6 protein-coding genes, 2 tRNA genes and 3 rRNA genes are annotated in these 14,485 nt (G+C 56.3%); 8 read left to right on the top strand and 3 right to left on the bottom strand.

What is annotated here, in order from left to right; genetic code table 11:
* The first annotated feature begins 334 nt into the window (after positions 1 to 334).
* The 8 genes from ACA075_RS25795 to ACA075_RS25760 all read left to right on the top strand — a co-directional run bounded on the left by ACA075_RS25795 (position 335) and on the right by ACA075_RS25760 (position 9,279).
* Positions 335 to 1,873 (top strand): 16S ribosomal RNA (locus ACA075_RS25795).
* Positions 1,874 to 1,955: 82 nt separating this feature from the next.
* A tRNA-Ile gene (locus tag ACA075_RS25790) sits at positions 1,956 to 2,032 on the top strand.
* A 27-nt stretch (positions 2,033 to 2,059) separates the two neighbouring features.
* A tRNA-Ala gene (locus ACA075_RS25785) sits at positions 2,060 to 2,135 on the top strand.
* Between the two features lie 249 nt (positions 2,136 to 2,384).
* Positions 2,385 to 5,276, top strand: a 23S ribosomal RNA gene (locus tag ACA075_RS25780).
* Between the two features lie 173 nt (positions 5,277 to 5,449).
* Positions 5,450 to 5,565, top strand: a 5S ribosomal RNA gene (gene rrf / locus ACA075_RS25775).
* Together the 16S, 23S and 5S rRNA genes with 2 tRNA genes alongside form the textbook arrangement of a ribosomal RNA operon.
* A gap of 148 nt (positions 5,566 to 5,713) precedes the next feature.
* A complete protein-coding gene (locus ACA075_RS25770; protein WP_497296131.1) occupies positions 5,714 to 6,373 on the top strand; it encodes a paraquat-inducible protein A in 660 nt (219 codons plus the stop codon).
* Positions 6,360 to 6,983, top strand: a complete 624-nt coding sequence (locus tag ACA075_RS25765; RefSeq protein WP_497296130.1) for a paraquat-inducible protein A — start codon at positions 6,360 to 6,362, stop codon at positions 6,981 to 6,983. The genes ACA075_RS25770 and ACA075_RS25765 overlap by 14 nt, the downstream gene beginning before the upstream one ends.
* On the top strand, positions 6,976 to 9,279 hold the full coding sequence (locus ACA075_RS25760) for a PqiB family protein (RefSeq protein ID WP_497296129.1): 2,304 nt from the start codon (positions 6,976 to 6,978) through the stop codon (positions 9,277 to 9,279). The genes ACA075_RS25765 and ACA075_RS25760 overlap by 8 nt, the downstream gene beginning before the upstream one ends.
* A gap of 209 nt (positions 9,280 to 9,488) precedes the next feature.
* Here the strand turns inward: ACA075_RS25760 and mksF are convergent, their stop codons facing one another.
* Genes mksF through mksB form a run of 3 tightly spaced genes read right to left on the bottom strand, consistent with a single transcriptional unit; the run spans position 9,489 to position 14,294 of the window.
* Positions 9,489 to 12,329: an Mks condensin complex protein MksF gene (gene mksF, locus ACA075_RS25755; RefSeq protein WP_497296128.1), complete on the bottom strand. Its 2,841-nt coding sequence runs from the start codon at positions 12,327 to 12,329 to the stop codon at positions 9,489 to 9,491.
* Positions 12,326 to 13,027 carry an Mks condensin complex protein MksE gene (gene mksE, locus ACA075_RS25750; protein WP_219094310.1) on the bottom strand — a complete coding sequence of 234 codons (702 nt, stop codon included), beginning with the start codon at positions 13,025 to 13,027 and terminating at the stop codon, positions 12,326 to 12,328. Before mksE ends, mksF begins: the two co-directional genes overlap by 4 nt.
* Positions 13,017 to 14,294 carry an Mks condensin complex protein MksB gene (gene mksB, locus ACA075_RS25745; protein WP_283181672.1) on the bottom strand — a complete coding sequence of 426 codons (1,278 nt, stop codon included), beginning with the start codon at positions 14,292 to 14,294 and terminating at the stop codon, positions 13,017 to 13,019. The genes mksE and mksB overlap by 11 nt, the downstream gene beginning before the upstream one ends.
* Positions 14,295 to 14,485 lie beyond the last annotated feature (191 nt).

The following is a 14,485-nucleotide window of genomic DNA, read 5'->3' as shown; positions in this document are numbered from 1 at the left end:
TTGACAGCAGCGAGTAACGCTGTAGAATTCGCCTCCCGCTAACGAGAGATCGGAAGCGCAAGTGGTTGAAGTTGCAAAGGAAACTTTGAAAACTTCTGAAAATAACCGCTTGACAGCAACAGAGGCTGCTGTAGAATGCGCGCCTCGGTTGAGACGAAAGATCTTAACCAACCGCTCTTTAACAACTGAATCAAGCAATTCGTGTGGGTGCTTGTGGAGTCAGACTGATAGTCAACAAGATTATCAGCATCACAAGTTACTCCGCGAGAAATCAAAGATGTAACCAACGATTGCTGAGCCAAGTTTAGGGTTTCTTAAAAACCCAAAGATGTTTGAACTGAAGAGTTTGATCATGGCTCAGATTGAACGCTGGCGGCAGGCCTAACACATGCAAGTCGAGCGGCAGCACGGGTACTTGTACCTGGTGGCGAGCGGCGGACGGGTGAGTAATGCCTAGGAATCTGCCTGGTAGTGGGGGATAACGCTCGGAAACGGACGCTAATACCGCATACGTCCTACGGGAGAAAGCAGGGGACCTTCGGGCCTTGCGCTATCAGATGAGCCTAGGTCGGATTAGCTAGTTGGTGAGGTAATGGCTCACCAAGGCGACGATCCGTAACTGGTCTGAGAGGATGATCAGTCACACTGGAACTGAGACACGGTCCAGACTCCTACGGGAGGCAGCAGTGGGGAATATTGGACAATGGGCGAAAGCCTGATCCAGCCATGCCGCGTGTGTGAAGAAGGTCTTCGGATTGTAAAGCACTTTAAGTTGGGAGGAAGGGCATTTACCTAATACGTAAGTGTTTTGACGTTACCGACAGAATAAGCACCGGCTAACTCTGTGCCAGCAGCCGCGGTAATACAGAGGGTGCAAGCGTTAATCGGAATTACTGGGCGTAAAGCGCGCGTAGGTGGTTTGTTAAGTTGGATGTGAAATCCCCGGGCTCAACCTGGGAACTGCATTCAAAACTGACAAGCTAGAGTATGGTAGAGGGTGGTGGAATTTCCTGTGTAGCGGTGAAATGCGTAGATATAGGAAGGAACACCAGTGGCGAAGGCGACCACCTGGACTGATACTGACACTGAGGTGCGAAAGCGTGGGGAGCAAACAGGATTAGATACCCTGGTAGTCCACGCCGTAAACGATGTCAACTAGCCGTTGGGAGCCTTGAGCTCTTAGTGGCGCAGCTAACGCATTAAGTTGACCGCCTGGGGAGTACGGCCGCAAGGTTAAAACTCAAATGAATTGACGGGGGCCCGCACAAGCGGTGGAGCATGTGGTTTAATTCGAAGCAACGCGAAGAACCTTACCAGGCCTTGACATCCAATGAACTTTCCAGAGATGGATTGGTGCCTTCGGGAACATTGAGACAGGTGCTGCATGGCTGTCGTCAGCTCGTGTCGTGAGATGTTGGGTTAAGTCCCGTAACGAGCGCAACCCTTGTCCTTAGTTACCAGCACGTAATGGTGGGCACTCTAAGGAGACTGCCGGTGACAAACCGGAGGAAGGTGGGGATGACGTCAAGTCATCATGGCCCTTACGGCCTGGGCTACACACGTGCTACAATGGTCGGTACAGAGGGTTGCCAAGCCGCGAGGTGGAGCTAATCCCAGAAAACCGATCGTAGTCCGGATCGCAGTCTGCAACTCGACTGCGTGAAGTCGGAATCGCTAGTAATCGCGAATCAGAATGTCGCGGTGAATACGTTCCCGGGCCTTGTACACACCGCCCGTCACACCATGGGAGTGGGTTGCACCAGAAGTAGCTAGTCTAACCTTCGGGAGGACGGTTACCACGGTGTGATTCATGACTGGGGTGAAGTCGTAACAAGGTAGCCGTAGGGGAACCTGCGGCTGGATCACCTCCTTAATCGACGACATCAGCTGCTCCATAAGTTCCCACACGAATTGCTTGATTCATTGAAGAAGACGATAAGAAGCAGCCCGAAATTGGGTCTGTAGCTCAGTTGGTTAGAGCGCACCCCTGATAAGGGTGAGGTCGGCAGTTCGAATCTGCCCAGACCCACCAATTTTGTGTGGGAACCTGTAGAAATACGGGGCCATAGCTCAGCTGGGAGAGCGCCTGCCTTGCACGCAGGAGGTCAACGGTTCGATCCCGTTTGGCTCCACCACTACTGCTTCTGTTTGTTGAAAGCTTAGAAATGAGCATTCCATTGTGATGATGGTGAATGTTGATTTCTAGTCTTTGGCTAGATCGTTCTTTAAAAATTTGGGTATGTGATAGAAAGATAGACTGAACGTTACTTTCACTGGTAACGGATCAGGCTAAGGTAAAATTTGTGAGTTGCTCTTAATTGAGTATTATCGAATTTTCGGCGAATGTCGTCTTCACAGTATAACCAGATTGCTTGGGGTTATATGGTCAAGTGAAGAAGCGCATACGGTGGATGCCTTGGCAGTCAGAGGCGATGAAAGACGTGGTAGCCTGCGAAAAGCTTCGGGGAGTCGGCAAACAGACTTTGATCCGGAGATGTCTGAATGGGGGAACCCAGCCATCATAAGATGGTTATCTTAAGCTGAATACATAGGCTTAAGAGGCGAACCAGGGGAACTGAAACATCTAAGTACCCTGAGGAAAAGAAATCAACCGAGATTCCCTTAGTAGTGGCGAGCGAACGGGGACTAGCCCTTAAGTGGCTTTGAGATTAGCGGAACGTTCTGGAAAGTACGGCCATAGTGGGTGATAGCCCTGTACGCGAAAATCTCTTAGTCATGAAATCGAGTAGGACGGAGCACGAGAAACTTTGTCTGAATATGGGGGGACCATCCTCCAAGGCTAAATACTACTGACTGACCGATAGTGAACTAGTACCGTGAGGGAAAGGCGAAAAGAACCCCGGAGAGGGGAGTGAAATAGATCCTGAAACCGTATGCGTACAAGCAGTGGGAGCCCACTTTGTTGGGTGACTGCGTACCTTTTGTATAATGGGTCAGCGACTTATTTTCAGTGGCGAGCTTAACCGAATAGGGGAGGCGTAGCGAAAGCGAGTCTTAATAGGGCGTCTAGTCGCTGGGAATAGACCCGAAACCGGGCGATCTATCCATGGGCAGGTTGAAGGTTGGGTAACACTAACTGGAGGACCGAACCGACTACCGTTGAAAAGTTAGCGGATGACCTGTGGATCGGAGTGAAAGGCTAATCAAGCTCGGAGATAGCTGGTTCTCCTCGAAAGCTATTTAGGTAGCGCCTCATGTATCACTGTAGGGGGTAGAGCACTGTTTCGGCTAGGGGGTCATCCCGACTTACCAAACCGATGCAAACTCCGAATACCTACAAGTGCCGAGCATGGGAGACACACGGCGGGTGCTAACGTCCGTCGTGAAAAGGGAAACAACCCAGACCGTCAGCTAAGGTCCCAAAGTTATGGTTAAGTGGGAAACGATGTGGGAAGGCTTAGACAGCTAGGAGGTTGGCTTAGAAGCAGCCACCCTTTAAAGAAAGCGTAATAGCTCACTAGTCGAGTCGGCCTGCGCGGAAGATGTAACGGGGCTCAAACCATACACCGAAGCTACGGGTATCACTTAGGTGATGCGGTAGAGGAGCGTTCTGTAAGCCTGTGAAGGTGAGTTGAGAAGCTTGCTGGAGGTATCAGAAGTGCGAATGCTGACATGAGTAACGACAATGGGTGTGAAAAACACCCACGCCGAAAGACCAAGGTTTCCTGCGCAACGTTAATCGACGCAGGGTTAGTCGGTCCCTAAGGCGAGGCTGAAAAGCGTAGTCGATGGAAAACAGGTTAATATTCCTGTACTTCTGGTTATTGCGATGGAGGGACGGAGAAGGCTAGGCCAGCTTGGCGTTGGTTGTCCAAGTTTAAGGTGGTAGGCTGGAATCTTAGGTAAATCCGGGATTCTAAGGCCGAGAGCTGATGACGAGTGTTCTTTTAGAACACGAAGTGGTTGATGCCATGCTTCCAAGAAAAGCTTCTAAGCTTCAGGTAACCAGGAACCGTACCCCAAACCGACACAGGTGGTTGGGTAGAGAATACCAAGGCGCTTGAGAGAACTCGGGTGAAGGAACTAGGCAAAATGGCACCGTAACTTCGGGAGAAGGTGCGCCGGTGAGGGTGAAGCATTTACTGCGTAAGCCCATGCCGGTCGAAGATACCAGGCCGCTGCGACTGTTTATTAAAAACACAGCACTCTGCAAACACGAAAGTGGACGTATAGGGTGTGACGCCTGCCCGGTGCCGGAAGGTTAATTGATGGGGTTAGCTAACGCGAAGCTCTTGATCGAAGCCCCGGTAAACGGCGGCCGTAACTATAACGGTCCTAAGGTAGCGAAATTCCTTGTCGGGTAAGTTCCGACCTGCACGAATGGCGTAACGATGGCGGCGCTGTCTCCACCCGAGACTCAGTGAAATTGAAATCGCTGTGAAGATGCAGTGTATCCGCGGCTAGACGGAAAGACCCCGTGAACCTTTACTATAGCTTTGCACTGGACTTTGAATTTGCTTGTGTAGGATAGGTGGGAGGCTTTGAAGCGTGGACGCCAGTTCGCGTGGAGCCAACCTTGAAATACCACCCTGGCAACTTTGAGGTTCTAACTCAGGTCCGTTATCCGGATCGAGGACAGTGTATGGTGGGTAGTTTGACTGGGGCGGTCTCCTCCTAAAGAGTAACGGAGGAGTACGAAGGTGCGCTCAGACCGGTCGGAAATCGGTCGTAGAGTATAAAGGCAAAAGCGCGCTTGACTGCGAGACAGACACGTCGAGCAGGTACGAAAGTAGGTCTTAGTGATCCGGTGGTTCTGTATGGAAGGGCCATCGCTCAACGGATAAAAGGTACTCCGGGGATAACAGGCTGATACCGCCCAAGAGTTCATATCGACGGCGGTGTTTGGCACCTCGATGTCGGCTCATCACATCCTGGGGCTGAAGCCGGTCCCAAGGGTATGGCTGTTCGCCATTTAAAGTGGTACGCGAGCTGGGTTTAGAACGTCGTGAGACAGTTCGGTCCCTATCTGCCGTGGACGTTTGAGATTTGAGAGGGGCTGCTCCTAGTACGAGAGGACCGGAGTGGACGAACCTCTGGTGTTCCGGTTGTCACGCCAGTGGCATTGCCGGGTAGCTATGTTCGGAATAGATAACCGCTGAAAGCATCTAAGCGGGAAACTAGCCTCAAGATGAGATCTCACTGGGACCTTGAGTCCCCTGAAGGGCCGTCGAAGACTACGACGTTGATAGGTTGGGTGTGTAAGCGCTGTGAGGCGTTGAGCTAACCAATACTAATTGCCCGTGAGGCTTGACCATATAACACCCAAGCAATTTGCTTGCTTCGAGCCCAAAAGCGAAAGAGCACCAGATTGCGGTGTGTGAAGACGAAATGAACCGAAAGTTCGAATTGTTCACAAACACCGAAGATCTATCACATACCCATTCGCTGGAGCGTGCGCCGTAAGGCAAACGACCTGGCTACCGAATTTCTTGACGACCATAGAGCATTGGAACCACCTGATCCCATCCCGAACTCAGCAGTGAAACGATGCATCGCCGATGGTAGTGTGGGGTTTCCCCATGTGAGAGTAGGTCATCGTCAAGATTAAATTCCGAAACCCCTATCTGCGTATGCAGGTAGGGGTTTTGTTTTGTCCGCAGGAAAGTCTCCTCAAGTTACAACACAATTTTGCACAGTTATTTTCGACTCATGACACTAGAATAGGTCCAACTTTTTCGGAGCCAGAGCCCTTATGCCAGATCTGGTTGACGCCCCCGGGCTGTCAGAATTACCGCTGGACGACTTGGTGGCGTGCCATGAGTGTGACTTGCTGATGCGCAAGCCCGAACTCGCCCATGGCGAGAAAGCCCTGTGCCCGCGCTGCGGTTACGAACTCTACGCCCATCGGCACAACGTAGTGCAGCGCAGTCTCGCGTTGGTCATCGCCGCTCTGTTGTTGTACATCCCGGCGAACTTTTTACCCATCATGCAGCTCAATCTACTCGGGCAATCGTCGCAAGACACCGTCTGGACCGGCGTTGTCGGTCTGTTCGATACCGGCATGCAAGGCGTCTCGGTGATTGTGTTCCTGTGCAGCATGGGAATCCCGTTGCTCAAGCTGCTCTGCCAATTGGCCGTGCTGTTGAGCATTCGGTTTGATATCGGACGCAGCTATGGTTTGCTGCTTTACCGCATTTATCACCATCTACGGGACTGGGGGATGCTCGAGGTTTATCTCATGGGCGTACTGGTGGCGATCGTAAAACTGGCAGATATGGCAGCCATTACCGTAGGTCTTGGTTTGGCCTGCTTTATCAGTTTGTTGTTGGTCCAGGTCTGGCTGGAGATCGTGATGTCGCCTCATCAGATCTGGCAGGCTTTGTCAGGAGAGGATGCCCATGCGGGCGATTGATGCAGGCATTCTGATTTGCACCGAATGCCATGAATTGAACAAGCAGGAAGCCGACACCGACGAGCAGACCTGCACCCGTTGCGGTGCGCTGGTGCACGCCCGTCGCCCGAACAGTGTCATACGGACCTGGGCGCTGCTGGTCACCGCAGCGATTCTCTATATCCCGGCCAACGTGCTGCCGATCATGACCGTCAGTTCCTTGGGGCAGGGCGATCCCAGCACCATCATGTCCGGCGTTATCCAGCTGGTTCAACACGGCATGATTCCCATCGCCGCCGTGGTTTTTATCGCCAGTATTCTGGTACCCACCTTCAAGCTGGTGGGCATCGCGTTGCTGCTGTTTTCAGTACAACGGCGCCAGCCACTCTCGGCACGCCAACGAATATGGATGTACCGCTTTATCGAGTTCATCGGCCGCTGGTCGATGCTGGACATCTTTGTGATCGCCATCCTGGTGGCGGTCGTGAATTTCGGACGGCTTGCCAGCGTCGAAGCCAATCTTGGCGCCATTGCTTTTGCCAGTGTTGTGATTCTGACGATGCTTGCCGCAGTTACTTTCGATCCCCGACTGATTTGGGATAACACGGAGTCGGACGACGACCATGACTGATTTGCCTACAGCTAAAACCCGACCTGCCTCGAACTGGTCTGCTATCTGGGTGTTACCCCTGATCGCCTTGATCATCGGCGGCTGGCTCGGCTGGCGTGCCTACAGCGAGACCGGCATCGAAATACAGGTGCGTTTCGAAAGCGGTGAAGGCATTCAGGCCAACAAGACTGAAGTCGTCTACAAGGGCATGTCAGTCGGCAAGGTAAAAACCCTTAAACTCGATGACGAAGGCAGCTCCAAAGGGGTGATCGCCACCGTCGAGATGAATAAGGACGTTGAGCAATACCTCAAGACCAGCACTCGTTTCTGGCTGGTCAAGCCGAGCGTGACCCTGGCCGGTATCACCGGACTGGAAACGCTGGTGTCCGGCAACTACGTGGCCATCAGCCCCGGCGAGGGCGAGCCTACCCGCAAGTTCAAGGCTCTGGCTGAAGAACCACCTCTCTCGGACTCCCAGCCCGGTCTGCACCTCACCATCAAGGCTGATCGTCTCGGTTCACTGAATCGCGGCAGCCCGGTGTTCTACAAGCAGATCAAGGTCGGCCAGGTCAAAAGCTACTTGCTGTCGGAAGACCAAAGCACAGTCGAACTCAAAGTGTTCATTGAGCCTACCTACGCCAATCTGGTGCGCAAACACACACGTTTCTGGAACGCCAGCGGCATCAGCATCGACGCCAACCTGTCCGGTGTAAAAGTGCGCAGCGAGTCTCTGGCCAGCATTGTTGCCGGCGGTATTGCCTTCGCAACGCCGGAGAACCGCAAAGACAGCCCGCCCACCGATCCGAGTCTGCCATTCCGTCTCTACGAGGATTTCGATGCCGCCGCCGCCGGTATTCGGGTCAAGGTCAAACTCAGCGACTTCGAAGGAATGCAGGCCGGTCGCACACCGGTTATGTATAAAGGCATCCAGGTCGGCAATCTGAAAGCGCTCAAGATCGATCCAGATCTATCCAGTGCCACCGCCGAATTAACCCTCGATCCACTGGCAGAAGATTATCTGGTTGAAGGCACTCAGTTCTGGGTGGTCAAACCCTCAATCTCGCTGGCTGGTATCACCGGTCTCGAAGCGTTGGTCAAAGGCAACTACATCGCCGTGCGTCCAGGAGACAAGGGCGCGGCACCGCAGCGCGAGTTTGTGGCACGGCCGAAGCCACCGCCGCTCGACTTGCGGGCACCTGGATTACACCTGGTGCTGTTCACCGAAAACCTTGGTTCACTGGAGGTCGGCAGCCCGATTCTCTACAAGCAGGTCAAGGTCGGTTCAGTCCAGAGCTATCAGTTTTCGCGTACCAAAAAACAGTTGGTGATCGGTGTCCACATCGAGAAGGAATACGAAGGTTTGGTCAATGCCTCGACACGCTTCTGGAATGCCAGTGGCATCACGCTCACCGGCGGGCTGACCGGCGGAATCCAGGTCAAAAGCGAGTCGCTGCAAAGCCTGATGGCCGGCGGCATCGCCTTTGAAACACCGGAAGCCAAAGCCCCGCTGCAAAAGAAGATCCCGCGTTTCCGTCTGTTCGCTAACCATGACGAAGCCAGTCAGAAAGGCACCGTGGTCACCATCAAGGTCGAGCGCGCCGATGGCTTGCGCAGCGGCACCCCCGTGAGATTCAAAGGCCTGGATGTCGGCAAGATCGAAGATGTCGACCTCAGTGATGACCTGCAATCGGTGATGCTCACCGCACGTATTACCGAAGTGCCGGAGCGCATTGCCCGGGTCGGCAGTCAGTTCTGGGTGGTCAAGCCTGAGTTGGGCCTGATCAAGACCTCTAACCTGGAAACGCTGGTAACTGGCCAATACATCGAAGTGCAGCCGGCAGCGAAGAACCTCGGTCCGCAGAAGAACTTCGTCGCCCTGGCCACTCCACCGGAATCGGCCAAGCAAGAAGCCGGTTTGAGTCTGGTCCTGAGCGCCGCTCGCCGTGGTTCACTGAAAACCGGTGTGCCGGTAACGTACCGCGAGGTCACCGTGGGCAAGGTGACGGGTTATGAATTGGGCCAGACCGCTGACCGTGTGTTGGTGCACATTCTGATCGAGCCGAAATACGCGCCATTGGTGCGCAGCGGCACGCGTTTCTGGAACACCAGCGGTTTCGGGTTCGACTACGGCTTGTTCAAAGGCGCGACGGTCCGTACCGAATCGCTGGAGACGCTGATTCAGGGCGGCATTGCCTTCGCCACCCCGGACGGCGATCGCATGGGCAGCCCGGCACGGGCTGAGCAAACCTTCCCGCTGTTCGACAAGTTTGAAGATGAATGGCTGACTTGGGCGCCGAAGATTTCTATCGGCAAGTAGTTTATTGGCGTCTTTCATGGCGCCTTCGCGGGCAAGCCCGCTCCCACAGGGATGTATGGTGTCGCATAAACTGCATTGACACCGCAGATCCTGTGGGAGCGGGCTTGCCCGCGAAGAGGCCCTGAAGTCCACTACAAATCCCACGCAATGAAAAAATGCCGCGATCCATTGGATCGCGGCCTTTTTATTGCCTTCGATTTAACTCCAGATCAAACCGCGTCCAGCTCCGGCTCGTCCGCTTCAACGTTAACGGTAGCCTTCACCTCATCATGCCGGCGAATGTACTTCCAGTCCGCCTCGTCAATGTAGATCCCGTTCGGCCCGCTGCCACCTTCCAGGTCAATCGCCACACTGGCGCAAACCTGCGGTTTCACACTCGCCAGGATCGGCACGAAGCCCAGTTGCAGGCTGGTTTCCAGCAACGCTGCCTGGTTCTTCTCGTCGATGTCCGCCGCCTCGTCGAGGTAGTACGGCAAACGCACGCGACCAGCCTGGTCGCGGTCCATCAAGTGCAGCAACAAGTACATGTTGGTCAGCGCCTTGATGGTCATCGTGGTGCCGTTGGAGGCCGCGCCGTCGATGTCGGTGTGGATAACCGGTTGACCGTTGACCTTGGTGATCTCGAACGCCAGTTCGAACAAGTCCTTGAGGCCGAGCTGGTTGTGGTTCGCCGCCACCAGGCGCGCCAGGTATTCCTTGGCTTCTTCGTTCTTGTTGTCCTGATCGGCGCTTTGGCTCAGGTCGAAGACCGAAAGGGTTTCGCCTTCTTCGTACTGGCCGGCGCTGTGGATGATCTGGTCGATGTGTTTGAGCGCTTCCTTGTTCGGCGCGAGCACGATGCGGAAGCTCTGCAGGTTGGAGACCTGACGCTTGTTGATCTCGCGGTTGAACAGCGCCAGTTGATGCTCGAGGCTGTCGTAGTCGCTGCGGATGTTGCGCAGGGTTCGGGCGATGTCGGTCACCGCCGCACGGCGTGCCTTGCCCAGGGTCAATGCTTCGTCGGTACGGTGCGCATAAGCGTTGATCAGCAGTTGCAGGCGACGCTCCATATCGTCTTCGCTGTCGAACTTGGCCACGCCCTTGAGACGGACCTGCGCGTAAAGCGCCTCGATCTGACCGTCACTGCGCTGCAAACCCTGCCAGCTGTCCTGATAGTCATTGAGCAGCGGCAGCAGGTTGTCCATGGAATCGTCGATCGGGTCCATGAACGGCGTGCCGAAAGGCAGGTCTGCGGGTAACAGCTGACGGCGGCGCAAGGCGTCGTCGAGGGTGCGTTGCTTGGCTTCCATGTCGCCGATCTGCCGGCCGACCAGTTGCAGCTTGGCCGACAGTTGCTGGACACGTTCGGTGAAGGCATCGCTGGAACGCTTCAACTCGTCCTGCGCCGCTTCCATCTGCGCCAGTTGTTCCAGCTTGTCGCCTTCCTCGGCGCTCAGGGTTTGCGCGCGACGGAAATCTTCCAGAGCTTTTTGCGCGTCCAGCACTTGCTGGTACAGCGCTTCGGTCTGGGTCTTGCTCGCTGCGCGGTCGGCGACCACCGCAGCCTGGGTTTTCAGTTGCTTGAGCTCTTTCTCCAGTCGCTCTTTCTGATCACGCAACGCGGCGCGGTCAGCTAGGGCTTGCAGGGCGGGCGGCTCGATGTGCGAGATATCGATGGCCAGCCCCGGCACTTCAAAACGCTCACCTTTGAAACCGTCGAGGATCAGCTCCAGGGATTTGACCCACTGACCGTCCTCGTCCAGCGTAATCCCGTGCTCACCCAGCGGCAGGCTGAACAGCGCGCTGTTGAACAGGCGCATCAGGCGCTCGACGTCCTGCTGCGAGAACTCTTCGCGCAGACGGGCGTAGCTGTTGTTGTCGGCGTGATCGAGTTGCTGCTTCACCGATTTAAGGCGTTTTTCCAGGTCCCGCAGACGTTCTTCAAGGTCTTCGGCCGAGAACTGTCGCGACTGGGCCAATGCACCGGCCAGTTCATCGTGCGCGTCCTTGGCCGCGAGCAGTTGCTGCTCCAGCACTTTGACGTCATCGACCAAAGCGAAGCGATTCTTCAGCGCGGACAGTTCGCCGAGCCAGCGCTGGATGCCGGTGATTTCCCGCTCCAGGCGCATCAATTCCTGAGTGCCGCCGCGCTGATCGTTTTGCAGCGCGTCCTGTTCGTTGCGGTAGTGCTCGGCCTGAATCGTCAGCTCTTCTTTGCGTGCACTGGCGTAGTCCGACCAGGTGCCGAGCAGCGAATCGAGCAGCGGCGAGATCCGGTGCAGCTTGCCGCGCAGGATATTGCGCTGGGTCACGCCAGCGGCGAGGGCTTCAACCAGCGGGCCGGCGGTGACCAGCGAGTTGTAGTCCTGCTCCATGCGTCGTACATCGCGGAACGCTTCTTCGCACGCAGCGATGTAATCGACGCTGCCGGAACGCAGGCTGTGTTCGAAGGCATCGAGGAACAATTGCTTGAGCTTGGCCGCGGTGATTTCGCGCATGTGCAGCAGGTTGATGAACAGCGCGCGGAAAGTCTTCAGGCTCTGCTCGCTGGTGGAGCGCAGCGGGATCAGCGTCAGATCCAGCGGGATCGAAGTGTGACCGCCGACCAGCAAGCGGCGCAGTTCATCCGGCTTGAGCTCGTAGGCTTTCAGGCCTTCGCGCTCAAGGTTGGTGAACAGCTCTTTCTGCCGCAGGCAGGTGTCGTTCTTCTGGTAATGGGCCAGGTCCAGTTTGCCGGCGTAGGCAAAGAACTGGTGACCGAAACCACCGCCCGGACCACGGCCGACCACGCCGATCACGTGCGGACCGTGGGGCAGCGAAACCTCGACCAGGATGTAACTGGTGTCCGAGGCGAAGTAGAAACGACGGGATTGTTCCAGGCTGTACTTGCCGAAACTCATGTCCGACATGCGCGCCAGAATCGGGAACTGCAAGGCGTTGATCGAAGCGGATTTACCGAGGTTGTTCGCGCCGTAGACCGACAGCGGCTCTTCCAGCGGAAACAGACCGAGGCTGTAACCCGCGGTGTTCAAAAGGGCAAAGCGGCGAATGCCGTAGCGTTCCTTGCTCATGCGTCGGTCTCCTGTTCTTCGGCAATGGCGCGGGCCATGGCGTCTTCTTCGCTTTCTTCTTCGAAGTCGCTCAGATCGAGCGGATCGTCGGTTTGCAGCAATTTTTCGTCGCTGTCGTCATCGATCAGCACCGGGACCGGCAGAGGCAGCACGCTGTGCAGGCTGGCGGCCAGATCGCGATCCTGCTGGACCGACAGGCAGACATCGAGGAAACGGTGCATCGGCGGCAGGAAACGGTAGACGCCGTTCTCTTCGCCGGCAAAACCGAGCTGCGTCATGCGGCGCATGATTTTTTCTTCGAGTTCTTCCACGGTCTGCACTTCGGCCTGGATAAACAGGTCGCGGTACTTTTCCAGCAAGGACGGCAATTCATCGCGGCCGAGGCTGCCACCGTCGAGCACGGCGACCGGGTCACGGCCCTGATCCGCCAAGTGCTCGACGAGGATGAAGGTGAACAACGCCAGGCGTTGCGCAGTCTTGTTCACCGCCGCAGCGGCGAGGTCCGGCACGAAGTAGTAGAAACCACGGGTGTCGCAGACCAGCTCATAGCCCAGCGCCCTGAACAGCGTGCGGTACTGGTCCTGAAAGTTCGACAGTTGCGCGTACAGCTCCGGATCGCGGCGGCTGACGTGGTAGCCCTTGAACAGTTCGCGGAAGATCGGCGCAAGCTGGGACAGTTCGGATAGATCAAGATGCATGTGGGGTGCTCGCAGAATCCTCGGCGGCGGTGTCGCGGGCCGAGAGCAGGGCGAAGGAGCGCAGGCTGACCTGGTGCTCGTGAGTGTGGTAATCGCGGCGTTCCAGACGCTCGCGTTTGAAGCGTTTTTCCCGAGACAGGCGCGAGAACCAGTACAGCAATTCGTCGGTGGCGCCGTCCGGTTCCTGCTCCAGCAGCCAAGTCATCAGGTCGGGCATCGGCAGGGCGTCTTCGCAGCGTTCGAGCATTTCGCGAACCGTGCGTGGCGCGCGCGGGGCTTCGCCTTTCTGCGTCTTGTGGGCCTTGGGGAAGCGTGCCGGTTTCGGCTCGAATCGGGCCAGCGCATAAACGTAGGCTTCGACCTGACTGGCGCTGCCGAGGAACGTGCTTTGTGGCCGAGTGAACATCGGCATCGCCGCTTGCGGCACCGCATCGATGCCTTTGCGACGGATGGCCGACAAGGCCAGCGCCGCGCCACGGGTCACGGCGTTGTGGCGGCGCGCTTCTTCACGCAGCGGCAGCAACAATTCGCGGGCGTGGCGCAGGGTCAACTGGGCGCTGGTCTGCATTTCGAGGATGCGCGCGTGGGTGCGCAGCAGCATGTCGTCATCGACCAAGTGGCCGAGTCGCTGCTGTTCCGTGAGCATCTTCAGCAGCACGTTCTCGACCTTGCGCACGCCTTGTTCGAAGGCGCCGTCGGCGTTCACCAACTGAATCATCGGCTCGACGTATTCGTCCCAGGTCGCCAGTACTTCAGCGTAACGCTGACGCAGCGGGATTTGCCGATCGCTGGTCTTGGCCCGCTCGGCGACGGCCACCAGGGCCTGTTCGTCGTTGGCCAGTTTCTTCAGCACGTCGCGCACACGCATGTCGAGCAGGCGCAATTGACGCGCCAGGTCGTGGCCGTCGCGGATGTCGAAGGCGTCCTGGATGTAACCGGCCAGGCGTTCGAGGTGGCGCAGATAGGCTTCGATCTCCAGGCACAGGCCCAGACGGTGCTCACGGCGCAAGTAAGCGAGGAAGTCGTGGATTTGCGCGTTGAGCTCGAAACGGTTCGGGCTTTTCGCCACGGGAACCAGAATGTCGAGGCGGATCCACACGTCCAGCAGGCTGGTGATGTCCTGCGGCGTACTGTCGAGTTGCTGGGCGGCCAACTGTGAACGCAGTTCGTTGAGGCTCAATGTGCCTTGGTCGAAGTGCTCGCACAGTGGCTCCAGAAGTGCCCAGTGTTCAGCGAGGGCGCGCAAGACGCGCTTGGGTTCGATCATCGGAATGGCCGGCTGGTTGGCGATTAAAAGCCGCGATTGTACTGCATCGGGACCGATGCGATTCACTCTCGGGACAGGCTGTAGCTGTTTCTAAGGGAAAGAGTATCGATCAAGCGCGGGCGATCTTGAGCGAAGGGCGGTAGAATCACCGCACTTTAGTTATCCACAAGTGGCCGACCTTTGCTTATCGA

This window comes from Pseudomonas sp. LBUM1663, from assembly GCF_059695905.1.
This window is presented reverse-complemented; position numbering and strand designations above follow the sequence as displayed.

Bases quoted from the DNA above. Each gene is read 5' to 3' on its own strand.
- ACA075_RS25770 (WP_497296131.1), top strand. From the start codon at position 5,714: ATGCCAGATCTGGTTGACGCCCCCGGGCTGTCAGAATTACCGCTGGAC.
- ACA075_RS25765 (WP_497296130.1), top strand. From the start codon at position 6,360: ATGCGGGCGATTGATGCAGGCATTCTGATTTGCACCGAATGCCATGAA.
- ACA075_RS25760 (WP_497296129.1), top strand. From the start codon at position 6,976: ATGACTGATTTGCCTACAGCTAAAACCCGACCTGCCTCGAACTGGTCT.
- mksF (WP_497296128.1), bottom strand. From the start codon at position 12,329: ATGAGCAAGGAACGCTACGGCATTCGCCGCTTTGCCCTTTTGAACACC.
- mksE (WP_219094310.1), bottom strand. From the start codon at position 13,027: ATGCATCTTGATCTATCCGAACTGTCCCAGCTTGCGCCGATCTTCCGC.
- mksB (WP_283181672.1), bottom strand. From the start codon at position 14,294: ATGATCGAACCCAAGCGCGTCTTGCGCGCCCTCGCTGAACACTGGGCA.